The sequence below is a fragment of the Sorangiineae bacterium MSr11367 genome, from assembly GCA_037157805.1.
GTDB classification, from domain to species: Bacteria; Myxococcota_A; Polyangia; order Polyangiales; family Polyangiaceae; genus Pendulispora; species Pendulispora rubella.
The window spans coordinates 2482411-2506510 of sequence record CP089983.1 but is presented as its reverse complement, the minus strand read 5'-3'; the positions used below and the strand labels follow the sequence as shown (position 1 = coordinate 2506510).

The following is a 24100-nucleotide window of genomic DNA, read 5'->3' as shown; positions in this document are numbered from 1 at the left end:
GCATCCTGGCTGAGCCAGAGAGGCCAAAGCCATGATCCATCGACGACACGTTACAATTCCTCTTTTCGCCGCGACGGCAACACTCTGTTTCGTGGGGGTCGCGTGGATGAACGGTTGCGGCGGAGAAGATCCATCGGGCCCGCTGTTTCCAGACGCTTCGGTGGACGGAGCGCGCGACGGCACCGCGGGTGACGGCGGCAGCTCGGATGCGGGGGACGCGGGGTCGGACAAGACGTGTCCGGAGATGCGCAAGGAAATGGAGCGCTGGCGTGAACTCGCACGCGCTTGCAATCCGAATGGGCGCGACGAATGCGGGGTGCAGGTCGACGACGAGTGCTGCCCGATCTCGGTGACCGATCCCGATCGCGACGAGGTTAAAAAATTCGTGGCCGCCGTAAAGGAATTCCAGAACTCCTCGTGCTCGAAGATCTGCCCGTTCAGCGTCTGCCCCGGCGACGCTTCGCATTCCTGCACGGCGTCGGGCCGCAACCAAGGCACCTGCGATATCGGCAACGGGAGGTGATCGGCCCTGGCCGAAGCTAAACCGAGGCACTACACGTGAGGGCTATACCATGAATGGAATCGCCCCCTCGTCGCTCGGAACATTGGCCGTGATCGTCTGTAGCTCGATGGTGTTCGGCTGTTCGACGAAAACGCCGCCGCCCGCGTCCGAGCCTACGCCGTCCACGTCCTCCGGGCAGGCCGGGGGGCAGGCCACGGGGGTGCGCTTCGCCGTGAGCTTCCCCTCGACGGTGGACGCCGGTGCCGCAGGGTCCCTCGATGGGCGCGTCTACGTGATTCTTTCCAACGACGAATCGAACGAACCGCGATTTCAAATCAGCGGTGGACTGAAGACGCAGCAGATCTTCGGTGTGGACGTGGAGGGGCTCGCCGCGGGCAAGGAGGCCATCGTCGACGTCACCTCCGTGGGCTATCCGCGCGCCACGTTGGCCGACGTGCCACCGGGAACGTACACCGTGCAGGCCGTCTTGCACCGCTACGAGACGTTCAAGCGCAGCGATGGGCACACGGTCAAGCTGCCCATGGATCGGGGCGAAGGACAGCATTGGCAGCATGCGCCGGGCAATCTGTACAGCGCTCCGCAAAAGCTCACCGTCGATCCGTCGAAGCCCGACACCCTTCGCATCACGCTCGACAAGGTCATCCCGCCCATCGAAGCGCCGGCGGACACCAAGTACGTCAAACACGAGCGCATTCAGAGCCAGCTTTTGACCAAATTCTGGGGCCGCCCCATGTTTCTCGGCGCCCACGTGATCGTGCCCGAAGGGTTCGACGCGCATCCGAACGCGCGCTACCCACTCGTGATTTCGCACGGACACTTCATGCGCGACATCGGATACTTCCGCGAGACACCGCCCGATCCCAATTTGAAACCGGATTACAGCGAACGGTTTCACCTGCCGGGGTACAACCGCATCGAGCAGGAGTCCGCCCACCAGCTCTATCGCGATTGGACGGGACCGAAATTTCCACGCATGATCCTGGTGGAGATTCAGCACGCCAATCCATATTACGACGATTCGTACGCCGTCAATTCGGAGAACCTGGGACCGTACGGCGACGCCATCATGGACGAGTTGGTCCCATACCTGGAGAAGAAATACCGCGCGATCGGCGAAGGTTGGGCGCGATTCGCCTATGGCGGCTCCACCGGTGGCTGGGAATCGTTGGCGGTGCAGACCTTTTATCCCGACAGGTTCAATGGCATCTGGGCCGCGTGCCCCGACCCGGTCGACTTTCACGATTACATGACCGTGAATCTCTACGACGACAAGAATGCATTCGTGTCCGACCAGTTCTGGAAGAAGGTTCCTCGCGGAGCCTTTACCAATTACCTCGGGCACCTCGCGGCGACGCAGGAAGACTCCAGCCGCTTCGAGCTAGCCTTGGGCTCGCGAGGTCGCTCGGGGGAGCAGCTGGACATCTGGCAGGCCGTTTATTCGCCGGTTGGCGCGGATGGGTATCCGCAGCCCATCTGGGACAAACTCACCGGCGTGATCGATCACAAGGTGGCGGCCCATTGGCGCGACCACTACGATTTGGGTCACATTCTCTCGCGCGATTGGTCCACGCTGGGGCCGAAGCTTCGCGGCAAGATTCATATCTACGTTGGAGATATGGACAATTACTATCTCAACAATGCCGTGTATCGCATCGAGCAGTTTCTCAAGGGAACGACGAACCCGCCCTACGAGGGCGAGGTCGACTACGGCGATCGCGCGGAGCACTGCTGGAACGGCGATCACACGCGGCCCAATGCCTATTCGCGCCTTCGGTATCCGCAGCTCTATTTCCCGAAGATCCTGGAGCGACTCCGAAAATCTGCGCCAGCCGGCGCCAACTTGAAGAGCTTCCAGTACTAAGTCGCAAATACCGGGAGTCGTGCTAGAGCCGTGGTCTGTCCACGATGATTCCCGCAATCCAGAACCCGTTCTTTCCCACCCACAAGAAAATTGCCGGTGCAGGCCATCAGTTGGTCTGCTTTCCCTACGCGGGCGGAGCCTCCGTGGCGTACCGCACCTGGGAGACCAAGCTCGCCCCGAGCATCGAGGTGTGCTCCGCGGAGCTGCCTGGGCGCGGGCGCCGCTTTCGTGAGCCGCCGTACCAGCGGCTGGACGCGTTGGTTCCGGTGTTGGTGGATTCCATGATGAAGGTGCTCGATGGGCGGCCGTTTGCGTTCTTCGGGCACAGCATGGGCGGGGTCATCGCCTTCGAGGTCGCGCACCATCTGCAGCGCATCGGCGCACGGCTTCCGAGCGTCCTCTTCCTTTCGGCCCGTGGCACCGGCGAGCGCGACAATCCGATTCATCACCTGAGCGAGCCGGCCTTCATCGCGAAACTACGTGGCTACAGCGGCACGCCGGAGGAGGTTCTCGCGAACCCGGAGCTGATGGAGCTGTTTCTGCCCACGCTCCGCGCGGACTTCGCCATTGCGCTCGCCTCGAAGGGCATCGCCACCGAGGGGCCTCTCCCCATCCCCATCGAGGCCATGGGCGGCAGCCACGACCCGCACGTGCCGACGGAGGACCTTCCCAAGTGGGCGGCCCGAACGACGGCGGCGTTCAACTCGACCGTGTTTGCGGGTGGGCATTTCTACATCCGCGAGGCAGAGGATGACGTCCATCGCCTGATCAAGGCGCGGCTCGCCGGGGTCGCGTGATCTCCTGCCGCACCCGCGTACCTGCCTGATAGAGGATCTTTCCATGAAACTCGTCACCTTCCGCACGCAGGCATCCTCCTCCGAGCGCCACGGCATCCTCGAGGGCGAGCGCATCATCGATCTGGAAGCCGGCCTTCGCTGGCTCGAAAAGGACCAGGGACGGGCGGCCGATCGCGCCGCCGTGGTCGAGCGCTACGGGAACGGGCTGCTCGGCTTCATCGAACACGCGGAGCAGGCGCGGCCCGCAGCGGACGAGCTCCAGCGGCGCGCGCGCGAGGGCAAGCTGCCCGATGCACACGATGGGGCTCCCATCGTGCGTGCAGCGTCCGACGTGGCGTTGCTCGCGCCGTTGCCCAGGCCACCGTCGATGCGCGATGGGTACGCGTTCCGCCAGCACGTGGAGACGGCGCGCCGCAACCGCGGGGTGGCGATGATCCCCGAGTTCGACCTGTTTCCGGTGTTCTACTTCACGAACCACCAAGCGGTGATCGGCCCGGGCGAGCTTCGCGTGTTGCCGAAGCACCTCGAGCGGCTCGACTTCGAGTTGGAAGCGGCCATCGTCATCGGCAAACGCGGGCGCAACGTGCCCGCCGCGCGCGCGGACGAGTTGATCTTCGGGCTGACCATCATGAACGACTTCTCCGCCCGCGATCTGCAGATGGAGGAGATGAAGCTGTCGCTCGGCCCCGCCAAGGGGAAAGACTTCGCCACGGCGCTCGGGCCGTACCTCTGCACCCTGGACGAGCTGACGGCGAACACGACGCGCACGGACAAGGGCAACGTGTTCGATCTGGGGATGCGCGCCTTCGTGAACGACGTGCAGGTCTCCACCGGCAACGTGAAGGACATGAACTGGACCTTCGCGCAGATCCTCGAGCGAGCCAGTTACGGCGTGACGCTCTACCCCGGTGACGTCATCGGCTCGGGAACGTGCGGCACGGGGTGTTTCCTCGAGCTGAATGGCTCGAAGATCACGAAGGACCAGTGGCTGCGCCCTGGCGATCGCATGGCCCTGGAGATCGACGGGCTGGGCCGCCTCGAGCACACGGTGGTGCTCGACGACGGCGCCTGCGCGATCGGATAAAGAATTCGAACCGTCAAGACGCCAAGAGCGCCAAGATTTTGGGGTTGGTGAACCCACCAACTCCTCTTGGCGTCCTTGGCGTCTTGGCGGTTGAATCAGGCTCTTACTTCTTCGAGCCCTGAAGAACCATCAGGTGGAACTTGTTGAACTCGGTCTGGCCGAGGGTGAAGAGCACCTCGACCAAGAGCCGGTACGGCGTGTCCTTGTCGGCGATGATGATCGCTTCGCTGCCGCTCGGATCCTTGCCGGTGCTCGCGCGGACTTGCTTGTCGCGATCGCGCCAGTTCTGAAGGCGGCTCGCCAGCTCGGTGATGTACAGATCGTTCGGGCCGCCGCGCTTGTAGCGACCTTCGACGCCGTGGGTGGGATCGCCCGGGACGGGCACCACCTGGTTGTCGTCGACCACGATCCACGACTTCGACACCAGCACGGCTACGCCCTGCTGCGAGGCCTCGGTCGTCAGAATGCTCTTCGGAATCGTCAGGTCGGACGACTGCGGAATCGACGCCGTCTGCGCGCTCATGCTCTTGAGCAAGAAGACCAAGATGATGGTCATCATGTCGAGCATGGCGGTGATGTTCAGAAAGTTGATCTCGGGCTCGAGCGCCCGGCGACGGGTCTCGCGGCGAAGCTCGCGCTTGAAAACGGCCATCGACGCCGCAGGCGCACGCGGCGGCGGAGCCCCACCACCACCCGGCGACGTGGGTCCCAATTCTCCGGGGGATCCGGCATACGGCGGCTGGTTCACGATGCCCTCACCTTGCCACCCCGAAGCTCACGTCGGGGAAAAGTTCGAGGTCCTTGCCCGACGGATCGGGCACGCTGCGCACGGCATCGATGGTGCTGATGATCGTTTGATAAGGGATATTCGGATTCCCGCTGATGGTCACGGACGTCTCGTCCTTGAAGTCGGGAGACGACGCCTTCAGCTTCTGCACGCACGCCGTGAGCTTCGCGAAATCGTATTCGTTGCCGGTCTTGCCCACCGCCAAGCCGGGCGCGACGTCGTCGCACCCCGGCGCGACGTTGCCGCCGCGCGCTTTGACGCTGAAGCCCTCGGGGACCACCAAAATGGTGAGCCCCAACGTGGGCGTCGTCGGCGGGCGCGCCGACGAGCCACCCGCACGCGGCGGGAACGAATCGATCGTCGCGGTGAAGGTGACCGTGATCGTCGCGAGCACGAACATCATGACGTTGGTGATGATGTCCAAGAACGGCACGATGTTGAGCTCTCCGCCCTCTTCATCGGGCGCGAGCTCCTTCGGCTGCGACAATCGCCGAATTTTGCTGCGTTGATAGGCGCTCAGTCTCTCCATGAACGGCTCCGCGCGCGAGGCGCGCTCTTAGAAGACTAGTAGCCGCCGGGCCGGGTCTGAATGGTCAGCAGGTTGAAGACGCGCTCCTGCGTTGCGTCCAAGTCGTGCTGAATGTTCTTCGAGCGCTGGTGCAAGATCAGGTGGGCAATCATGCACATAACCGCGATGCCGAGACCGAATGCGGTGTTGTACATGGCTTCCGCGATACCGTTCGCCAAGATGCGCTGGCGATCGGCCGCGGAGATGCCCTCGCGCGAGACAGCGCCGAAGGTGTGAATCAGACCGTAAACCGTTCCGAGAAGTCCGATCAGCGTCGCGATGTTCGCGAGTGACCAGAGCGACCCAATCCTCTTTTCGACGGCGGGCTTGAGCTCGCCAATCTTTTCGCTCATCGCCGCGTCGATCTCATCCGGGCCTTTGTTGGCGTGGGTGAGACCAGCCTTAACAAGCTGTAAGGTCGGGTAGTCGCCCGCATCACACAACTTGATGGCCCGGTCGATGTTGCCTGCAGTGACCAGCTTTTTGATCTGCGCGAAGAATTCCTTCGAGTTCACCCGGTACTTGGTGAACTGGAACGCCACGCGCTCGACGATCATGGCGATGACGACCGCGCTGACCACGAGATTGATCGAAAGGAAGAGCGGACTCTCTCGGAACGCCTCCATCAGGCTATTGCCGCCGGTGCTGCTGGCCGTCGCCGCTGCCTGACCTCCCTCTAGAAGGGCAACAAACATCCTCGACGCTCCTTTCGACCTCGTATCTGAGAAGGTGACCGCTTCAGTAAGACCACGTCGGGCGAGGACGATACCGCCTCGAGATCGGCGAAGTCAACGCCGCTCCCACACGGGCTGGCTGGGAACCTGCGGCAGAGAAAGCCGGACAATGGCAGGAACTTGCACGGTGCGGCAAGACCTTCCGGCGTTCATGTCTCTCGAAGCTTCTCTGCGCTCGAGCTCTTTCTTTTCACGCCACGCGGGTTGAGCGCTCTCCGTAAACGTGCTCGTGCCCTTGCCCGTCTTCCGATCGTCACGTTGCATTCGTCGGGCACGGGCACGGGCACGGGCTGAGTTATTCGGATTCGGAATCGCGATGCATCGATGTCCGAACGCATGGACGTGGCCAACATACCTTTCGCGATGAAGCCGGAGAAGGCGAGAGAACACGCGAGAGCACCGCCTCCGGCGACGACGGAAGAGGATAGGCGGACAGTCATTTTGCCAGGTTTTTTGCTGGAAACTTTTGTCTGGGCGACAATCTGAAGTCACTCGTGCATTTCTGGCCAAAGTCGGTTGACGGGACGAAGTCCAAACCGGCATCCTGTAAAAAAGAAAGTGGGAGTAGTCTCTCTACCCACTTCATGAAGCCGCAGCCCGAAAGGCATCGGTGAGTCGAAACGAGGGGATGTGAGCCGGGAAAAACCAATGCCGAACGCTTGCTTCTTCCGGTTGCGTTCAGATAACGTTTTTGCCCTGCCCAAAGCAGGAACGCGTTTCCGTGATGCACTTTCTGCGAGAGATACGCTGCGGTGCTGGCCGTTACAGCATCCACTTATCCGGTCTGTCTGCGGATCGATGAATTGAACGACTTCGAACCGATTCAGTACGCCAGCGCTTATGTAACGAGCGAATCAACGCGAACGAAGTGACGTGATTTCTGGGCACTCGGCCCATCGGTTGATGCTCAGGTTTTTTGCCGGTATTTCGAGGAGGACAACAAAAATGGCTGCTCTTTGGACGCACTTCAAGCAGGGGGGTTGGGGCATGTACCTGATCCTCTTCTGGTCGATCATCACCATCGGGATCATCATCGAGCGCGCGCTCTACCTCTACGGCTCGTCCATCAACAAGGATGTGTTCCTGGCAACGATGCAGAAGTGCATTCTCGCTGGGGATGTCGCCAAAGCCGTAAAGATGTGTTCGGCCGCGAACGCTCCGCTCGCCCGCATCGTGCAGGCCGGCCTGGTCAAAGTGAATCGCTCGGACGAAGAAGTGCAGGCGGCGATGGATGAAGCGGCGCTCCGCGAGATCCCCAAGATCGCCAAGCGCACGGGCTTCCTCGCCCTTCTCGCCAACCTCGCGATGCTCTCGGGTCTGCTCGGCACCGTGTCCGGTCTGATCACGAGCTTCGGCGCGGTCTCCGGTGAGAGCGTCGACCCGAGCCAGAAGGCCCGCATTCTCGCCGAAGGTATCTCGGAAGCGATGAACTGCACCGCCTTCGGTCTCATCATCGCCATCATCGGTCTGATCGGTTACGCCGTGCTGAACGGCAAGACGCAGACCCTGGAAGACGACATCAACGAGGCGAGCGTTCAGGTGCTCAATCTGGTGGTGAACAACCGCCAGAAGGTGAACCTCGGCGGCGTTGCCCACGCAGCCTGATTCCGGAGCGAACGCTCCCTGCGCCCATCCATTTGGGCTGCGACGTCTCATCCTTAAGTAAGTTTTCGAATTAGCTTCCAATAGAGATCAGCCAACCTCGAACGGGTACGGGACCCGAGCAGCGGGTCCCGTAGTGCCGTAATTGCGACGGAGCCAGGACGATGGCAGGTGTAAGCGTCGACGGTGGAAGCGGTGGTAGGAGATCGCTCGACTCCGAGATCAACATGATCCCGATGATCGACCTTCTCATGGTGACCATCTCGTTCTTGCTCATCACGGCAGTGTGGTCGCACATGGCCCGCTTGAATGCGGATGCCCAGGTGCCGGGCCCGCCGAGACCGGACGAGGAAATCACCAAGGTGGAGCCTGAAAAGCAGCTCCACATCGAGATGCGCGATCAGGACAAGTCGAAGTTCACGCTCATCTGGAAGCAGGGTGCGACCGTGGTGAACACGATCGAAGTGCCCCGCAAAGACCAGGTGACGCAGGACGGGACGACCAAAGTGGTCCGCTACCCCGAGCTCGCCTTGAAGATCACCGACGAGTGGAAGAACGTCGGCTCGCATCGCGATGCCACGGACAGGAAGCTCGACCAAGCGGTCTTGCACACCGACAACAACATTCCGTATTCGCAGATCATCGGCGTGATCGACGCGGTCTACCAGACGCACCGCCCGATGAGCCTCGGCAGCAAGACCGAGCCGGTTTCAGCCTTCAACGTCACGTTCAGCGTGAACTAGCGCCAACTGAGGGAACGAGTATGCCCGTACATAATCCTGGCCGGCGCTTGATGCATGCGGTGCCGTTGCGTTTCGTTCAGAAGAAGGTCCTCGGGTTCGGCCATCGCAACATCAATGCGAACCTGTCGCTGACGAGCATGATCGACTTCCTCGTCGTGACCGTCGTCTTCTTGCTCATGACGTTCAGCGCGTCGGGTGAGACACCGGTCCAGAAGGGTGTGAACCTGCCGAAGGCAGAGAACACGCTCGACATGATCGACGCGCCGCTCGTGGCCGTGGCGGGCAGCCAAGTGCTGGTCGACGGCGCCCCCGCAGGCAACACGCGCGCGATCGAGGAATCGGGCCCGCCGCCGCGCATGCAGCGCATCGACGAGCTTTACAACATGCTCAAGGGCAAGCGCGAGACGTGGAAGCAAGCGCGTCCCGGCAAGGAATTCCCGGGCGTGGTGGTCCTTCAGATCGACCAAGAAGTGCCGGCGGTGGTCGTGAAGAGCGTGTTCCAGACGGCCGCGTTCGCGGGCTATCCGAACGTGAGCTTCATGGTGAACATGATTCCGAAGACGGATCATTGAGGGCGTTTCGTCCGCTGTTTTGAGTGCCTGCTCCCCCTCCTGAACCAAAGAAGCCCGGGCTAAAAGCCGTCCACGAAATGCGCGAACAGCGCTTGCGTGGACGATTCAGCCGGGCTTCACCCAATTTTTGGCTCTTCGCGCTGGCCGGCGTGCTCGTGACGTTGCTCGGGTACCGCTTCTTCGCGATGCGCAAACTCGACGACTCGAAGGACGGGCTCCTGGCAAAGCAGCGGGCGGTGCAGGTCACCGTCGGTGTGGAGTGGGAGAAGGTTCGCGATCAGATCGAGAAGTTCACGCTCGAGAACGCGACGAGCTGGTCGGGCGACTGGAAGGATTCGAACGCGGGCGATTGGGACTTTCGCTCCACGCCGGGCGTGTACCTGCGGCTGCGGGTCGCCGAGGCGAGCGATGTGAACCGGCTACGCAAGGCGACCCAGGATTCGCTGCGCGATGGGTTCGTCGCGTGCTTTCTGCGAGAGCCCAACGCCGCGGGCGCGAGGGGCGAGCTCGATGGGGGGCTCTTTCCGGACCAACCGTGGAACTTGCGGCAGGCGTATGCCTCGACGCGCATCCTGACGGACGATTGGGTCCGCGAGGTGAAAGAGTCGGGCGACGACTTGCGCTTGAGGGTGTTCGAGCAGCAGTTCAAACAGGGCATCGAGCGCGAGATCCCGCAGGCCGTGGAGATCATCAAGCGCGCGCAGTTCTTCCTGCTCGTGCTCGACGAGGATGCACCGGAGGCCGCGTCGCTCGCCGATGGTGGGACGGTCACGTCGGACGTGCTTCAGATGGTGCCGCACGACGCGCGGGTGTCGATTCTGAATCTGCGAAGTGGCAACGCGATCGCACGCTTCCGCCGTCGCGCCAGCGGAACCGCGGTCTCTGCGGGGGAAAAGCCGATCAGCGATCCGGACATCGCCAACGCGGTGAAGCGGCAAGTGAACAATTGCTCGCTTGCGATGGCGATCAGCAGCGCCATCGGCTTCCAACGGAAGTAGAGTTCCATGCGTGCGCTTGGGGCTGGGGATCTGCGGGCTGCTGCTGATCGCGTGCGGTGCGCACCCGCAGGATGACGCGTCCCGCGAGAGTCCCCTGTCCGGTGCGGCGAGCGCGTGCGACTTCTACGCGAGCTCGGTGGAAGCCGAGCGTCCGTGCGGTGTCGACGGTTACGCCTTGGGCTACGGAGAGAAGTACTGCCACCGTTTCATGAACCAGGTTGGTCTCTCGGAGCGGGGCATCGCCTGGCGCGACGCGACAATGCGCTGCCTGCAGGGCGAGTTTCTCGAGGCAAGCCGAACGAACGCGAGCTGCAGCTCGTTGACCGACGCGGCCTTCGCCTCGCACCCCGTGTGCTACACGCAGACCGAGCACTCGATCTGCGCGCTGCCCATGAGCGACGTGTGGACGATCCTGCGGACCTTGGACGGGAGTGACACGTTCTCACTGCGCGGCGCGAAGCAAATTCGCAGCGTGATGGCCACGTGCCTGCAGTGAAACGGCCAGAAGAGAGTTCACAGGAAGACGGGAAGACGGGAAGGACTGACGGCGCGCACGACGCGGAACGCTTTTTTGGGGTTTCCAATTCGCTCACTGGGCGAATTGGAAACTCAAAAACCTTCCCGTCTTCCCGTCTTCCTGTGAAATTCTCTGGGAGTCGTTTCAGCCGATGACGTGGACGCGGATCGTGTTGGTGCTGCCGCTGACGCCGATGGGGGCGCCGAAGACGATGACGACGCGTTCGCCCGGGGCGGCGAGGCCGCCGGCCATGAGGTCGCCGGTACACCAGTCGACGAGTTGATCCATGTCGTGCATCGCAGGCATTTCGCGCGGGATGACGCCCCAGTAGAGGGCCATGCGGCGGCGGGTGCGCGCGTTGGTGGAGAAGGCGATGATGGGGACGTGCGGGCGCGCGAGGCTGACGTTCATCGCGCTCGAACCGCTTTCGGTGAAGGCGACGAGGTACTTGGCGCCGATTTCGCGGGCCGTGTTGCAGGCGCCGCGCGCGATGGCCTCGGCCACGCTGGTTGCGCGGGAGGCGTACGTCGGGGAGCTCGTGTCGAAGAAGGGGCTTCCTTCGGCCTCGAGCGCGATGCGGCTCATCATCGACGCGGACAACGTCGGGAACTGGCCGTTCGCGGTTTCGCCCGAGAGCATGACCGCGTCGGTGCCCGAGTAGACGGCGTTCGCGACGTCGCTCGCTTCGGCGCGCGTGGGACGCGGCGACTTGGTCATCGATTGGAGCATCTCGGTGGCCACGATGACGGGGCGGCGAACGCGGCGAGCCACGCTGAGGATCTGACGCTGGATGACCGGCACCCGCTCCGGCGGGAACTCGACGCCCAGATCGCCACGAGCGACCATGACGCCATCCGAGGCGGCCACCACGCTCTCCAAGTTGTCGACGGCGTCGGGGGTCTCGATCTTCGCGATGATGGGCGTGGGCTGTCCCCACGCCGTGGCGATGTTGCGCACGAGGTGCAGATCTTCCGCGCGACGGACGAACGACAGGGCGATGTAGTCGATGCCCTGCGTGAGGCCGAAGGCGAGATCTTCCTTGTCCTTCTCCGTCAGCGGGCTCACCCGCATGGTGCGGCTGGGCAAGTGCACGCCGACGTGGTTTCGCATGCCGCCACCCTGGTCGACGCGGGCGTAGACTTGGTCGCCCTCGATGCGCAGGACGGTGAGGCCGAGGCGGCCGTCGTCGAAGAGGATGCGGTCGTCCGTGCGGACGTCACCGGCGAGCCCCTCGTACTGAATGGGGATGCGCATCCCATCACGGGATTCGTCCCCCTCGTAGAGGACCACCTCCGAGCCGGTGGGTAGGTCGTAGGGTGCGGGGAATTTCCCGGTTCGAACTTTGGGGCCACAGAGATCCTGAAGGATGGCAACGCTCTTCTTCTTCTGTTGGCTCACCTCGCGGAGGCGGGCGATGCGCGCCCCGTGCTCCTCGTGCGAACCGTGGGAGAAGTTGAACCGAGCGACATCCATCCCGGCATCGATCAAATCGCCGAGGCCCTCCAAAGAATCGCAAGCGGGTCCAAGTGTGCAGACGAGCTTCGCGCGACGCATGGTCATCGTGGGACTGAGCATGCCACAAAACAAATGCACAAACGTGCAAACCTGAGGCAAAACGTGAGCGCGTAGCTTCGCCTTGATGAAGATGCGTGAACAACACGCACACGGCGCGTGAATGTGATAACGATGTTTCCCTCTCGTGGCAGAGGCATTTGGCAATTCACCGCGCCGTGACTCCAACGGCCGGGCTCTACTGGGGGGCCTCGCGCTCTCGGATCTCGTGCGTTCGGGAAGCATCCGCACGCCGAGCTACGTCTACGATCTCGACGCGATCGCCGCCGGCGCGCGCGAGCTTCGTGAGGCATTCGGAAACGAATCGCATCTCGTCGCCTACGCCGTAAAGGCGAACACCGCGGGTCCCGTGGTGCGCGCACTCGCCGCGCAAGGCTGCGGCGCCGACGTCGTGAGCGGGGCCGAGCTTTCGGTGGCGCTCGCCTGCGGCGTTCCTCCGCTGTCCATCGTTTACAACGGTGTGGCCAAGCGCGATGACGAGATCGACAAGGCGCTCGGCGCCGGGATCCTGTCCATCCAGATCGAGAGCGTGGAGGAGATCGTGCGCGTCGCCGCGCGCGCCCGAGCCCTTTCGCTCGGACGGGGAGCGCGCGCGCGCATTTCGTTGCGCATCAACCCGGCGCTCGACTTCGAGGCGCTGGAGACGCACGCGAACATCGCGACGGGGCACGATGCGGCCAAGTTCGGGATCGCGCAGGACGATCTTCCGCGCGCGCTCGAGATCATCAAGGCGTCGCCGGAGGTCGAGCTCGTCGGTCTGGGGCACCACATCGGGTCGCAGATCCCGTCGGTGCCGGCATACCGCACGGCCGCACGCACGCTCTTCTCGCTGGGCGTCGCCGTTCGGGCGGGCGGGGTGAGCACGTTGCGCTTTCTCGATACGGGCGGCGGGTTCGGTATCGACTATGGCGCGGGCGCGGTTCCGAAGCCGGGCGACTACGTGCGCGCCGCGCTCGAGGAGCGCAAGGCCGCCGAGGTGGACGACACGATGCTCATGGTGGAGCCGGGTCGCTCGATGGTGGCTGCCCATGGCGTCCTCGTTTCGCGCGTGGTGCAGACCAAGGTGAGCACGGTGCGCGGCACCGCCCGCCGCTGGCTGATGATCGACGCGGGCATGAACGACTTGATCCGCCCGGCGCTCTACCAAGCGCGCCACCGCGTGGTTCCGCTGGAGACCAACGGCGCCTCGGCAGACTTCACCGCGACACTCTGGCGCGTGGTCGGTCCCGTGTGCGAGAGCTCGGACGACTTCGGCGTGCACGCATTGCCGGACAGCCCACCGGAGCACGTGGCGCTCCTCGACGCCGGCGCCTACGGCTACGTGATGTCCAACCAGTACAACGGCCGCGCACTGCCCGACGAGGTGTTCCTGCGCGGCGGACAAATCGTCACGATCAACCGCGCAAAGTCCCAGGACGACTGGGTCCAAGAGCGCGTCGCAATCCAAGGCTGATTCACGCACTCCAGCCGGCCGGAGGCCGGCGCACCGCCGGCTGGAAGCCGGCGCTCCATCGTGCGCGCATCACGTCGTCGTAAACGTCACGCACACGCGCATCGAGCGTCGTAGACATCGCGCGTCGTAGACGTCACGTCTTCGTGCATCGCGCTCTACTTGGAGCGTCGCGCTTTCACGGCGTAGCACGAAGTGGGTGTCGCTCTCTCGCATGGAGCGCCGCCGTCTCGGCGGCGGTTCGCCGAGGACGCGTGGCGAGTGGGGGCAGCAAATCCCCTCATTCCTTCTTCTTCGAAAGAAAGGTCCTCTGCCTCTCCACAAGCAAGACCGATCTCGATCGTCAATATGAACTAGGCGCTGCTGCTGCCGGTGCCCTTGAAGCGGCGGGGGCCGGCGGTGGTGGAGTCCCACGCCAAGAATTGCGCTTCGGTGCCCGATTCGCGGGGGTGGATGACCAGGTGGGTGCGCGCGGCTTGGTAGGCGACGTGTTTGTCGGACGCGGCAACCTCTTCGTCCTCGGCCCACGAGCCCAGGTTGATGTACGTGACGCCGTCCTGCACCGGCACCTCGGTCGGGATGTGCGTGTGGCCCATCACGACGAAGGCCGCCGGAAAGAGGCGCGCGAGCTTGGCGGCGCGATCGACCAGCTCCTCGGCCGGATCGACCTTGCGCAGGCGCGCGAGGTAAAGATGCGCGCCCACCCAGGTGCCCACGACGAGGGCTGCACCATAGGCGGCGTGGCCGCTCTTCACGCCGAGGAAGTACCCCACGCCGAGCAACGCAACGGTGCCGGCCATCGCGAGCGCGATGCGATCGAGCAGCACGCTGGCCATGATGCCGCGAATCGACGACGTCACCGGCTGGACCTGCAGGGCGGCGAGGGCGCGCAATCGGTCCGTGCCGATGCGCATCTTTTCGCCGAACGCGGCGACGCGGCGGTCGTGCTCTTTGCGCAGTGTTTCCGCGGCCTCGGTGAAGTAGCCGCGGCGCAGGCGGAACAGTTCGCACACCGCGCGGAAGAAGCGCAGGCCGAGCTTCACCATGCCGCCGAGGCCGAGCCCCACGCCGAACTTCACGTAGTCGACGATGCCGAGGTTCTCGTGTCCGTACTCGGGAAGGCCCTTGGTGGGGCGCACCACGAAGCGAAGGAGCACGTCGCAGAAGCCGCGCGCGATGCGCCGCGGATCGAGCGGCGAGAGCGGCGCCATCACGTGCGACGTGGCGCAGAATGGATCGTACATGTGCCCGTGCTCGATGTACGCGAGGTCGGGCACGTAGAAGAACCACGGGTTGAACTCGACGCGCGCGAGGAACGTCGCCTCGTGCGTGCCCGGCGGGGCCGAGGCGGCGAGGATCTTTTTGAACTCTTCTTTGACGGCGTCCCAGTGAAACTCGACGTCGTGGTTGCCATGCACGATGGTCAGCTTGTGGCCGTCGGCGACGAACGATGCGAGCGCGGTGAAGACCTCGACGTGACGCTCCCCTACCCGCCGCATCTTGATGCGCGCGTGATCCTCGGCATTGCCGAGGCCATGGGCCAGCTCTTCTTCGCTGGGCTCGGTCGTCAGTTCGTCCACCGGCGCCGGCAGCGACATGCCGATGAAGTCGATGAAGTCGCCCGCGATGACCAAACGCCAGCGCTCGCCCAGCGGAGGCGTGCTCCGGTAGTGCTCGAGCAGTCGGACCAGATCGTCGTCGACCTGTTTCGAGCGACGGCCGAAGCCGGTGGTTCGCGCTTGATCGTGCAAGTCGCTCCCCAAATGCACGTCCGAGAGGATCAGGAGGCTCTCGTTGCTTCTTCTCTCGGAAGGAGGGGCTGCGTTGGACACGGGATACCTTTCAATCTGGGGCCCGCCGCGAACCCGGGCAACCAGACGAAGGCTCGATCCCCCATGGATGGCCGAATCATGACGGATTCTCCCGCCTTAGCGGCCTCACCCATAAAACACGCAAGAAATGAGGCTCGCCTCAGGTGTCAGTCTCCGAAAGCCTAAGGTATCGTCGGGGAACCATGACGACTTCCGCCGAGACCCATCGCACGACCGAATCAAAAACGAACGGCGGCGTGACGGCCACCGCTACATCGTCGGGCGCCACACAGACGCAAGCGCCCCCCGGGACGACGGAATCGAAGACGGCCGACCGTCCCGACATGCACACGGTTCTGAAGACGATGCGGGCAGCCCACAAGGCCTCGCCGGCACCAACGTACGAAGAGCGCATTGCCTCGCTCGACAAGCTGGAGGCCGCGCTTCTCGCGCACAAGGAAGACATCGTCCGTGCCATCTCCACGGACTTCGGCAATCGCTCGCGCCACGAGTCGCTCGTCTCCGAAGTGTTCGTGGTGGTGGGCGCGATCAAGCATGCACGCGACCATTTGCGCGACTGGATGGAGCCCGAGGGGCGTGAGGTCGCTTGGGCCTTTCTGCCCGCGAGCGCCGAGGTCCAGATGCAGCCGCTCGGCGTGGTGGGAATCATCGCGCCGTGGAATTACCCGATTCAGCTCGGGCTCTCGCCGCTGGTCGGCGCGCTCGCCGCCGGCAACCGCGTGATGATCAAGCCGTCGGAGCTCACGCCGAGCGCATCCGACGTGCTCGACCAGATCGTGCGCGAGGTGTTCAAGCCGGACCACGTCGCGGTCATCACCGGAGGACCGGAGGTGGGCGAGGAGTTCTCCAAGCTGCCGTTCGATCACCTGGTGTTCACCGGTTCGACCCGCGTTGGCAAAATCGTGATGCGCAATGCATCCGAGCACCTGACGCCCGTCACTCTGGAGCTGGGCGGCAAGTCGCCGACCATCATCGGCGACGACTTTGCCATCGAGGAAGCCGCCCTGCGCATCATCGCGGGCAAAGCTTTCAACGCCGGGCAGACGTGCATCGCACCGGACTACGTGTTCGTCCCCGCCAAGAAGGTGGAGGCGTTCATCGCCGGGTGCAAGAAGGCGGTGGCCAAGCTTTACCCGGACCTTCGCCGCAACGAGGATTACACGACCATCGTCAACGAGCGGCACTTCGATCGGCTGCGCGGTTACCTGGACGATGCGCGCGAAAAGGGCGCCCACATCATCGAGCTGGCCGACGCCGAGGCCGACCGTGCGACGCGCAAGATGGGCCCCATCTTGGTGGTGCAGCCCCGCGAAGACACGGTGGTGATGCAGGAGGAAATCTTCGGCCCCATCCTCCCCATCTTGGCGTACGAGAAGCTCGACGACGTGATCGACTACGTCAACGAGCACCCGCGCCCCCTCGCCCTCTACTACTTCGGCTACGATCAGTCGCAGATCGACCGCGTGCTGGAGCGCACCGTCTCGGGCGGCGTGTCGATCAACGAGACGATGCTCCACGTTGCACAGGACGACCTGCCCTTCGGCGGCGTCGGGCCGAGCGGCATGGGGCACTACCACGCGCACGAGGGCTTCGTGGCCTTCTCGAAGAAGAAGCCCGTCTTCTATCAGAGCCGGCTGAACGCGCGCTCGCTGCTCTTGCCGCCGTACGGCAAGGCCGCGAACATGTTCTTCCGGCTCACGCTCGGAAAGTAGCTAGCCGCCGCTAAAAGCCGGCTCCGTCCTGGTTCAGGAACTCGACCTCCTCGGGCGTGCTTTCACGCCCGAGGGTCGCGTTGCGGTGCGGAAAGCGACCGAAACGCTCGACGATGTGCATGTGCTTCTCGGCAAAGCCAATGACCACGGACGCACTGGGCGAGCCTTCGAGGGCCTTGAAGCGCGCCACGGCATCGCGTTGGCGTTCGATCGACTCGCAGTGTTCGAGCGGCATGTAGAAGAACCAACGCGCGACCGGAGCGACTTGGCGGTCATGCCCATGATCGAGCGCGTAGAGGCAGTGCTGCATGGCCGCGGGATCGTTGGCGAACGCGCGCGCGGTGCCGCGGTAAACGTTGCGTGAGAACTGATCGAGCAACAGCAAGAGCGCCAGACAGCTCGCAGGGCTCTTACGCCATGCGTCGTGCTCTCCCCTCCCTGCCTCCTCGAGCAGCGTGCCGAAGCGCTCTGCGATGGTTCGGTCGAATTCCGCGTCCTTGGCGAACCACGCGCGCCTCGGGGCGAGCTGTTTCGTCAGGTCGTTCGTACCGAACCAAAACGTGAGGACGTCGTCGTAGCTGACCATGGATTTCCTAGGATCGCAGGTTTTTCGTTGGTAAAAGCGAAACTCGAGTGACCCCTTTCTATCACTCGGAGCCAATCGTGAGCCACCCCCTCCACGTCAACGTCCGCCGCCTCACTGCTGTCACAGCGCTTTCTATTCTCCCGCTCGCATGCGGCGGAAGTCCAAGCGCAGAACCGCAACAACCTTCCTCTTCTGCTGCAACGAAGGATGTCGGTCCGCCCTCAACACCAGTGCCCACTGCATCGCCGAGCGCAACACCGGAAGATGCACAGCGCTTCGCCGCACAGGTGGATCAAGATCTGCGAAAGCGTTGGGTCGCGCGCGATCAGGCCAGCTGGGTGAATCAAAATTTCATCACCGACGACACCGAAGCGGTGGCTGCATCACGTGAGTCGGAGACCGCGGAATACGTGACGAAGGCCATCAAGGCCGCGACGCGCTTCGACAAGGTTCCGGGGGTGAGCCCCGAGGTAGCGCGGCAGCTTTGGCTGCTCAAACTCGCGCAAGTGGTCCCCGCGCCGAGCGATGCGAAGGAACGCGACGAGCTCGCGGAGATCGAATCGTGGATGACCGGCACCTACGGCAAAGGCAAATACAAGCCGCAGCCGAACGGCGCGCTGGCGAAGGGCGCGGCGAAATATTTGAAGGCGGCCAAAGGCAAGGACGCGAAGACCGAGTACACGCTCGGGGACCTTTCGCGCGTGCTGGCCAAGAGCCGCAACTACGACGAGCTCACGGAAGCATGGGCCGGGTGGCACTCCATTTCGGCGGTGATGAAGGACAAGTTCGCGCGCTACACCGAATTGGGAAACAAGGGCGCGCGCGAAATCGGCTTCACCGATATGGGTGCGCTCTGGCGCTCCGCCTACGACATGCCGCCCGATGCCTTCGAGGCCGATCTCGAGCGCCTGTGGCAGCAGGTGAAGCCGCTCTACGATCAGCTCCACTGCTTCGTGCGTTCGCGGCTGCGCGAGAAGTACGGCAAGGACAAGGTTTCCGAGCAGGGGCCCATCCCCGCGCAGCTTCTGGGAAACATGTGGTCGCAGGAATGGGGCGATATTTACGATTTGGTGGAGCCCTACAAGGGTGAAGCCTCGCTCGACGTGAGCAAGAGCCTGCGCGACAAGAAGTACGACGCGGTGAAGATGGTGAAGCTGGGCGAGTCGTTCTTCACGTCGCTCGGGTTCGATCCGCTGCCCAAGTCGTTCTGGGAGCGCTCGCTGTTCACCAAGCCGGAGGGCCGCGAGGTCGTCTGCCACGCGAGCGCGTGGGACGTGACCTGGAACAACGACCTGCGCATCAAGATGTGCATCGAGCCGACGGAGAACGACTTAATTACGATTCACCACGAGCTCGGGCACGATTACTACTTTCATCAATATTACAAATTGCCGATTCTCTTCCAGAGCGGCGCCAACGACGGATTCCACGAGGGCATTGGCGACACCTTGGCCCTCAGCGTGACGCCGCAGTACCTGAAAGGGCTGGGGCTCCTCAACGCGGCGCCGGACAACCCGAAGGCCACGGTGAACCAGCAGATGAAGAACGCGCTCGAGAAGATCGCGTTCTTGCCCTTCGGGTTGGTGATCGACAAGTGGCGCTGGGACGTGTTCGCCGGCAAGACGCCGAAGGACAAGTACAACGAGTCATGGTGGGCGCTGCGCACGAAGTACCAGGGCATTGCGCCGCCGGTCTCGCGCTCCGAGGCCGACTTCGATCCAGGCGCGAAGTACCACGTGCCCGCAAGCACGCCGTACATCCGCTACTTCTTGGCGCGGATTTACCAGTTCCAATTCCACCGCGCCTTGTGCAAGGCCGCCGGCCACACGGGCCGCCTCGACACGTGCTCGATCTACGGGAACAAGGAAGCCGGCAAGAAGCTCGCGGCCATGCTCTCGATGGGCTCGAGCAAACCTTGGCCCGAGGCGCTTGCGGCGATGAGCGGCGAAACCAAGGCCGACGCCTCCGCGATGCTCGAATACTTCGCGCCGCTCAAGGACTACCTGGGCGAGCAAACCAAGGGCATGAAGTGCGGCTGGTAAACCCCACCTGAAGATTGAACAGGAAGACGGGAAGACGGGAAGGGCGAACGGCAAGCGCGGTGCGGAACGCTTTTTTGGGGTTTCAGTGGGCTCACTGAGCCGATTGGAAACCTCAAAAAACTTCCCGTCTTCCCGTCTTCCTGTGAATTCTCTTCTCTCTTAGCGCCACGTGACGTTGACCGACGTCGCTCCGAGGCCGGTGGCGAGGGTGCGGAGTTGGCGTTCGGCTTGGCGTTTGGCGCGGTCGGTGACGTCGGTTTCGCGGGCGGCTTTTTCGATGGATTCGACGGCTTGCTGGCGCGCCTGCGTTTCGAGTTGGGCGTTGGGTTCGGCGATGAGGCTCGTGGTGCGGCGGTAGACGTAGGTCTTCTTCTCGTCGAGGTGCACGGAGAAGATTTCTGGCTCGGGGAGACGGAGGGTCGCGACCTTGGTCTTCGCGTCCATGCTCACGTCGTCTTCGCGCAGCTTCGACAGATCCACGCCGATGGAGACGTCACCCGAGGCGACGAGAAGGATGGCGTCCGTGCCCTGCACCAAGCCGAAGAAGCGGCTTTGTGTGTCGGTCAGGTCGATGACCTTCTCCATGTGAAGCTCGGTGGTCTCGAGGCGCGCGAGATCGTGCACGGCCACGAGGAGCGTGGCCGATGGGCGCACGGAAACGACGGAACTCGCGCTGGTTGGCGCGCGGAACACGTAGTTCGACACGAAGTACGCCGCGGTGCCGATCAAGCATACGAGGCCGACGAGCAGCATCGGCCAGAGCGGCATCGCGCGGCGCGAGGACGGCGATGAGGGAATGGCGTCGTCGGCGTTGGCACTCACGACGCCAAGTATGCGTCATCGACGCGTGAAGCGCTCCTCGATGGCCTTCACTTTCGCGAGGCGGCGCACGTGACGCTCCTCGTGCGTATACTTCGCCGCCACGAACGCGAGAACGAGCTCGGTCGCCAGCGCCGAGCCGATGATGCGCGCGCCGATGCACAGCACGTTCATGTCGTCGTGCTCCACGCCTTGGTGCGCCGAGTACGTGTCGTGACAGAGCCCGGCACGCACTCCTGGAAATTTGTTGACGGCAACGGAAATGCCGACACCGCTGCCGCACACCAGCACGCCGCGTTCCACGTCGCCGCGAGACAGGGCTTCGCCCATGGCCACCGCGAAATCCGGGTAGTCGGACGGCTTGGAACCGTCGTTCGTGCCGAGGTTTTTCACCTCGTGGCCGGCATCCGTGAGGACTTTGGCTAGCGCTTCCTTGAGCTCGAATCCTGCGTGATCCCCCGCAATCGCGATCTTCATGGGCGCCCATTTGGCACCTCTTTCGGCTCAAGGAAAGCCGGTCGAACGCAATTTAGGCTCCGAAGGTTTGACGCTCGGGGCGCTGGCGGTGCAACGTGGGCCCATCGCAATGCGAAATGCTCGATTTTTGGCTGGGCTGGCGCTGGCTGCGTCCCTCTTGGGGCTGCTGTTCGCCGCGTACTCCACGTACGACTACGCGCAACACCTCGACCGGCAGATCCACACGATCCACTGCAGCTTCATCCCCGGCGCTTCCGGCGACACCACCGCGGAAAATCCCTGCAAAGTCGCGCTCTTCAGCTCGTACTCGGCGATCTTTCGCGCGTCGTACTGGGGCGGGGTGCCCATCTCGCTGTTCGCGGTCGGGGCCTTCAGCTTTTTCCTCGGGTTCTCCGTCTACCTGCTGATGTCGAACCTGCGAGCGCCCAAGCGAGCCTATCTGTTCTTCGGCATCGCCGGCGTGACGCCGCTCATGGCCTCGCTGATCATGTTCTTCATCTCGCTGACCCGATTGCATGCATTCTGCAAGGTCTGCGTCGGCATCTACTTCTCCTCGGCCTTGCTCGCCGCTTCGGCGGTGATGGCGCTCCTGCATTACCGGCGCATCGCGCACGTGCACCTGCCGCCCGATCCGCATGGGCCGACGCAGGTCGATTCGGCGGCCGGCAATCCCCTGCTGCTCGTGGGCTGGCTCGCCGCGCTGGGACTCGCGGCCATTCTTCCGGCGTTGGTCTACGTGGCCGCGCTTCCCGACTACCGCCCGTACCTCTCGAGCTGCGGAAAGCTCGAGGTGCCGCAGGAGCAGCACAACGCGCTGCTCAAGCTGCCGACCGCGCATCCGGTGAAGGCGGTCACTTTCTTCGAGGATCCCCTGTGCCCGACCTGCCGCGCGTTTCACGAGCGGCTCATCGACGAGGGCGTGCTGGAAAACCTGGACGTCACCCTGGTGATGTTCCCCCTCGACAGCGAGTGCAACTGGATGCTCGATCGGTCGCTGCACCCGGGGGCGTGCATGCTCTCCAAGGCGGTCCTCTGCGGGGGCAACCAGGCGCGCGCGATCCTCGAGTGGTCGTACTCCGAGCAGGACAGCTTGCGTGAGCTGGGCAAGGGCAACCCGGCGGCCATCGAGAAGAAGATCCGCGAGCGCTTCGGCAGCGACGTGATGCAGTGCGCGCAGGACAAGAAGACGGCCGCGCGGCTCAATCAACACTTGCACTATGCATCGAACAACCACATCCCGGTGTCGACACCCCAGATGTTCCTGGGGGACAAGCGCATTTGCGACGAAGACACCGACCTGGGGCTAAAGTATACGCTGTCCCAGCTTTCCCCCGAGGTCTTGCGATGAGCGCTTACTCTCCGCACCAACCGCCCAATCCAAACCGCAGGGCCATCGACGCCGTCGATGCACCGCCCGGCGGAGGCTCGCCCCCGTTTCTGCCCGCGCTGGTCGGCGGCGTGGCCGGCGTGATCGTGCTCCTCGCCACCACGCTCACCGTGCGTGCGACGGTGAGCGGCGCGGCCGATCGGCTCACGCACCCGCAGACACCGGCGGCCTCCACGCCAGAGAGCAAGGTGGCCGTGGCCGATCAGAGCGAGGAAAAGTACTGCACACCGGGGTTCAAGACGGTGCTTCAGCGCGTGCTCAACGCCTGCGGGCTCGTGGGCGGGGAATCGCGGCGCGGCTGCCAGCCGGCCGACGTGAAGACGTTCGCCTCGATCAACGACGAAGACTTCAACGCGCTCTTCACGCCGCTCAAAGATCGCGGCGCAGTCATCATGTTCGACGACGGATCGGACGCGCTCGATCCGGGCGCGAAGAAGCTGCTCGAGGAACGCTGGCTCGATCGAAAGGGTGCGCGCTACTTCTTCATCGTGGCGCGCGCCTCGCGCACGGGGTCGGCGGACTTCAACCGGACCTTGTCGCACAAGCGCGCGAACAGCGTGCACTTCTTCCTGCAGGAGCAATTCAAGGATCCGGACCTGGAGAAGCAGGTCGGGATGCTCTGGCTTGGCAACGAGTTCGCGCAGCTCACCAAAGAGTACTGCGACTGGCCCGCGTCACGTTCGTCGGCGAAGTGCAACGCCGACGCCCTCAATCGGAGTGCCTTCGTATCATGGGTCGATTGCCGTCTTTAGGTTGTGCCCTCGCCGTTCTGTTGATCGGCTGCGACAAGTCGGACGCATCGAGCTCGCGGACCTCCGGACGGAGCGAGGTCGTCGTGGCCACGGGGAGCATGCCCACCGCGGCCCCTGCCCCTTCGCCGCAGCCCGCGCACACGGCACCGGCCGCGCCCCGCAAGCTGTGCGAAGGCGAAACGGCGTCGCGTACGTTGCCGAAGATGGCGCTCGCACGCGCGCAGGCCTCCGGCGCAACGCCGCTCGCGCCCGAGATTTCCACGGGCAATGGGCGCTGGACGTGGTTGAACTTCTTCGCCGCGTGGTGTGGGCCGTGCAAAGAGGAGATCCCGCGCCTGCGCACCTGGGAGAAGAAGCTCGCGCAGGCCGGCACCAAGGTGGAGCTGGTGTTTCTCTCGGTGGACGACGACGAACGGCAGCTCGCCAAGTTCCTCGACGCGCAGCCGCAAGACGGCGTGCGGGCGGCGCTCTGGATCAAGGAGACCGTGCGCGATGGCTGGCTCGGCGCGATGAAGATGAAGAACCCGCCGGAGCTGCCGGAACATGCGCTCATCGACCCCACGGGAAAAGTGCGTTGCGTGATCGAGGGGGCGCTCGAGGACAGCGATTACGGGCCCTTCGCGGCCTACCTGGCGAAATAGGCCCCTCGACGCAGGGGGGAGCCGGCCCTATGGAGCCCAGTAAA

23 protein-coding genes are annotated in these 24100 nt (G+C 63.8%); 15 read left to right on the top strand and 8 right to left on the bottom strand.

From position 1 onward, the window contains the following. Positions 1 to 31 precede the first annotated feature (31 nt). From LVJ94_09920 to LVJ94_09905, 4 genes are read left to right on the top strand one after another with little or no spacing between them, the layout of a single operon-like run. Positions 32 to 523, top strand: a complete 492-nt coding sequence (locus LVJ94_09920) for a hypothetical protein (protein WXB07550.1) — start codon at positions 32 to 34, stop codon at positions 521 to 523. 49 nt (positions 524 to 572) lie between these two features. Continuing rightward, the gene (locus tag LVJ94_09915; GenBank protein ID WXB07549.1) at positions 573 to 2384 is read left to right on the top strand and encodes a hypothetical protein; all 1812 of its coding nucleotides are present in this window, start codon (positions 573 to 575) and stop codon (positions 2382 to 2384) included. A 44-nt stretch (positions 2385 to 2428) separates the two neighbouring features. Continuing rightward, positions 2429 to 3181, top strand: a complete 753-nt coding sequence (locus LVJ94_09910) for an alpha/beta fold hydrolase (GenBank protein WXB07548.1) — start codon at positions 2429 to 2431, stop codon at positions 3179 to 3181. A 43-nt stretch (positions 3182 to 3224) separates the two neighbouring features. Next, complete coding sequence (locus LVJ94_09905; protein ID WXB07547.1) at positions 3225 to 4265, top strand: fumarylacetoacetate hydrolase family protein; 1041 nt, start codon at positions 3225 to 3227, stop codon at positions 4263 to 4265. 103 nt (positions 4266 to 4368) lie between these two features. On the opposite strand, the gene LVJ94_09900 is transcribed toward LVJ94_09905, so the two are convergent. From LVJ94_09900 to LVJ94_09890, 3 genes are read right to left on the bottom strand one after another with little or no spacing between them, the layout of a single operon-like run. After that, a complete protein-coding gene (locus tag LVJ94_09900; GenBank protein WXB07546.1) occupies positions 4369 to 5013 on the bottom strand; it encodes a biopolymer transporter ExbD in 645 nt (214 codons plus the stop codon). A gap of 7 nt (positions 5014 to 5020) precedes the next feature. Then, positions 5021 to 5581 carry a biopolymer transporter ExbD gene (locus tag LVJ94_09895; GenBank protein WXB07545.1) on the bottom strand — a complete coding sequence of 187 codons (561 nt, stop codon included), beginning with the start codon at positions 5579 to 5581 and terminating at the stop codon, positions 5021 to 5023. Positions 5582 to 5616: 35 nt separating this feature from the next. Then, the gene (locus LVJ94_09890; GenBank protein WXB07544.1) at positions 5617 to 6315 is read right to left on the bottom strand and encodes a MotA/TolQ/ExbB proton channel family protein; all 699 of its coding nucleotides are present in this window, start codon (positions 6313 to 6315) and stop codon (positions 5617 to 5619) included. Positions 6316 to 7341: 1026 nt separating this feature from the next. Between LVJ94_09890 and LVJ94_09885 the strand changes: the two genes are divergently transcribed. From LVJ94_09885 to LVJ94_09865, 5 genes are all read left to right on the top strand, one after another. Beyond that, the gene (locus LVJ94_09885; GenBank protein ID WXB07543.1) at positions 7342 to 7959 is read left to right on the top strand and encodes a MotA/TolQ/ExbB proton channel family protein; all 618 of its coding nucleotides are present in this window, start codon (positions 7342 to 7344) and stop codon (positions 7957 to 7959) included. A 161-nt stretch (positions 7960 to 8120) separates the two neighbouring features. Next, entirely contained in the window at positions 8121 to 8699 is a 579-nt protein-coding gene (locus LVJ94_09880; protein ID WXB07542.1) for a biopolymer transporter ExbD, read from the top strand. 20 nt (positions 8700 to 8719) lie between these two features. Further along, positions 8720 to 9271: a biopolymer transporter ExbD gene (locus LVJ94_09875; protein WXB07541.1), complete on the top strand. Its 552-nt coding sequence runs from the start codon at positions 8720 to 8722 to the stop codon at positions 9269 to 9271. A 77-nt stretch (positions 9272 to 9348) separates the two neighbouring features. Further along, positions 9349 to 10269 carry a hypothetical protein gene (locus LVJ94_09870; protein WXB07540.1) on the top strand — a complete coding sequence of 307 codons (921 nt, stop codon included), beginning with the start codon at positions 9349 to 9351 and terminating at the stop codon, positions 10267 to 10269. 10 nt (positions 10270 to 10279) lie between these two features. Further along, positions 10280 to 10765, top strand: coding sequence for a hypothetical protein (locus LVJ94_09865; GenBank protein ID WXB07539.1), 486 nt, complete (start codon positions 10280 to 10282; stop codon positions 10763 to 10765). Positions 10766 to 10930: 165 nt separating this feature from the next. Here LVJ94_09865 and pyk read toward each other — a convergent pair whose 3' ends face one another. Next, on the bottom strand, positions 10931 to 12346 hold the full coding sequence (pyk, locus tag LVJ94_09860; GenBank protein WXB07538.1) for a pyruvate kinase: 1416 nt from the start codon (positions 12344 to 12346) through the stop codon (positions 10931 to 10933). 139 nt (positions 12347 to 12485) lie between these two features. Here pyk and lysA point away from each other — a divergent pair, with 139 nt between their 5' ends. Then, the gene (lysA, locus tag LVJ94_09855) at positions 12486 to 13811 is read left to right on the top strand and encodes a diaminopimelate decarboxylase (protein WXB07537.1); all 1326 of its coding nucleotides are present in this window, start codon (positions 12486 to 12488) and stop codon (positions 13809 to 13811) included. 350 nt (positions 13812 to 14161) lie between these two features. Here the strand turns inward: lysA and LVJ94_09850 are convergent, their stop codons facing one another. After that, a complete protein-coding gene (locus tag LVJ94_09850) occupies positions 14162 to 15640 on the bottom strand; it encodes a hypothetical protein (GenBank protein ID WXB07536.1) in 1479 nt (492 codons plus the stop codon). Between the two features lie 182 nt (positions 15641 to 15822). Here LVJ94_09850 and LVJ94_09845 point away from each other — a divergent pair, with 182 nt between their 5' ends. Next, complete coding sequence (locus LVJ94_09845; GenBank protein ID WXB07535.1) at positions 15823 to 17352, top strand: coniferyl aldehyde dehydrogenase; 1530 nt, start codon at positions 15823 to 15825, stop codon at positions 17350 to 17352. A gap of 10 nt (positions 17353 to 17362) precedes the next feature. Here LVJ94_09845 and LVJ94_09840 read toward each other — a convergent pair whose 3' ends face one another. Further along, the gene (locus LVJ94_09840; protein ID WXB07534.1) at positions 17363 to 17938 is read right to left on the bottom strand and encodes a DUF924 domain-containing protein; all 576 of its coding nucleotides are present in this window, start codon (positions 17936 to 17938) and stop codon (positions 17363 to 17365) included. A gap of 230 nt (positions 17939 to 18168) precedes the next feature. On the opposite strand from LVJ94_09840, the gene LVJ94_09835 reads away from it, so the two are divergent. Beyond that, positions 18169 to 19980, top strand: a complete 1812-nt coding sequence (locus LVJ94_09835) for a M2 family metallopeptidase (protein WXB07533.1) — start codon at positions 18169 to 18171, stop codon at positions 19978 to 19980. Between the two features lie 159 nt (positions 19981 to 20139). Here the strand turns inward: LVJ94_09835 and LVJ94_09830 are convergent, their stop codons facing one another. After that, entirely contained in the window at positions 20140 to 20802 is a 663-nt protein-coding gene (locus LVJ94_09830) for a DUF4230 domain-containing protein (GenBank protein ID WXB07532.1), read from the bottom strand. 15 nt (positions 20803 to 20817) lie between these two features. After that, positions 20818 to 21276 carry a ribose 5-phosphate isomerase B gene (gene rpiB, locus LVJ94_09825; protein WXB07531.1) on the bottom strand — a complete coding sequence of 153 codons (459 nt, stop codon included), beginning with the start codon at positions 21274 to 21276 and terminating at the stop codon, positions 20818 to 20820. Positions 21277 to 21385: 109 nt separating this feature from the next. Here rpiB and LVJ94_09820 point away from each other — a divergent pair, with 109 nt between their 5' ends. Genes LVJ94_09820 through LVJ94_09810 form a run of 3 tightly spaced genes read left to right on the top strand, consistent with a single transcriptional unit; the run spans position 21386 to position 24056 of the window. Beyond that, a complete protein-coding gene (locus tag LVJ94_09820; protein WXB07530.1) occupies positions 21386 to 22624 on the top strand; it encodes a hypothetical protein in 1239 nt (412 codons plus the stop codon). After that, positions 22621 to 23415 (top strand): hypothetical protein, encoded by a 795-nt coding sequence (locus LVJ94_09815; GenBank protein WXB07529.1) that lies wholly within the window; start codon positions 22621 to 22623, stop codon positions 23413 to 23415. The genes LVJ94_09820 and LVJ94_09815 overlap by 4 nt, the downstream gene beginning before the upstream one ends. Continuing rightward, positions 23394 to 24056 carry a TlpA family protein disulfide reductase gene (locus tag LVJ94_09810; protein ID WXB07528.1) on the top strand — a complete coding sequence of 221 codons (663 nt, stop codon included), beginning with the start codon at positions 23394 to 23396 and terminating at the stop codon, positions 24054 to 24056. Before LVJ94_09815 ends, LVJ94_09810 begins: the two co-directional genes overlap by 22 nt. Positions 24057 to 24100: the final 44 nt, after the last annotated feature.

Excerpts from the sequence above, each read along its gene's own strand:
- rpiB (WXB07531.1), bottom strand. The coding sequence starts at position 21,276 with ATGAAGATCGCGATTGCGGGGGATCACGCAGGATTCGAGCTCAAGGAA.
- LVJ94_09920 (WXB07550.1), top strand. The coding sequence starts at position 32 with ATGATCCATCGACGACACGTTACAATTCCTCTTTTCGCCGCGACGGCA.
- LVJ94_09810 (WXB07528.1), top strand. The coding sequence starts at position 23,394 with ATGGGTCGATTGCCGTCTTTAGGTTGTGCCCTCGCCGTTCTGTTGATC.
- LVJ94_09890 (WXB07544.1), bottom strand. The coding sequence starts at position 6,315 with ATGTTTGTTGCCCTTCTAGAGGGAGGTCAGGCAGCGGCGACGGCCAGC.
- LVJ94_09875 (WXB07541.1), top strand. The coding sequence starts at position 8,720 with ATGCCCGTACATAATCCTGGCCGGCGCTTGATGCATGCGGTGCCGTTG.
- LVJ94_09905 (WXB07547.1), top strand. The coding sequence starts at position 3,225 with ATGAAACTCGTCACCTTCCGCACGCAGGCATCCTCCTCCGAGCGCCAC.
- LVJ94_09915 (WXB07549.1), top strand. The coding sequence starts at position 573 with ATGAATGGAATCGCCCCCTCGTCGCTCGGAACATTGGCCGTGATCGTC.
- LVJ94_09845 (WXB07535.1), top strand. The coding sequence starts at position 15,823 with ATGACGACTTCCGCCGAGACCCATCGCACGACCGAATCAAAAACGAAC.
- LVJ94_09880 (WXB07542.1), top strand. The coding sequence starts at position 8,121 with ATGGCAGGTGTAAGCGTCGACGGTGGAAGCGGTGGTAGGAGATCGCTC.
- LVJ94_09815 (WXB07529.1), top strand. The coding sequence starts at position 22,621 with ATGAGCGCTTACTCTCCGCACCAACCGCCCAATCCAAACCGCAGGGCC.
- LVJ94_09910 (WXB07548.1), top strand. The coding sequence starts at position 2,429 with ATGATTCCCGCAATCCAGAACCCGTTCTTTCCCACCCACAAGAAAATT.
- LVJ94_09820 (WXB07530.1), top strand. The coding sequence starts at position 21,386 with ATGCGAAATGCTCGATTTTTGGCTGGGCTGGCGCTGGCTGCGTCCCTC.
- pyk (WXB07538.1), bottom strand. The coding sequence starts at position 12,346 with ATGACCATGCGTCGCGCGAAGCTCGTCTGCACACTTGGACCCGCTTGC.
- LVJ94_09870 (WXB07540.1), top strand. The coding sequence starts at position 9,349 with ATGCGCGAACAGCGCTTGCGTGGACGATTCAGCCGGGCTTCACCCAAT.
- LVJ94_09895 (WXB07545.1), bottom strand. The coding sequence starts at position 5,581 with ATGGAGAGACTGAGCGCCTATCAACGCAGCAAAATTCGGCGATTGTCG.
- LVJ94_09840 (WXB07534.1), bottom strand. The coding sequence starts at position 17,938 with ATGGTCAGCTACGACGACGTCCTCACGTTTTGGTTCGGTACGAACGAC.
- LVJ94_09885 (WXB07543.1), top strand. The coding sequence starts at position 7,342 with ATGTACCTGATCCTCTTCTGGTCGATCATCACCATCGGGATCATCATC.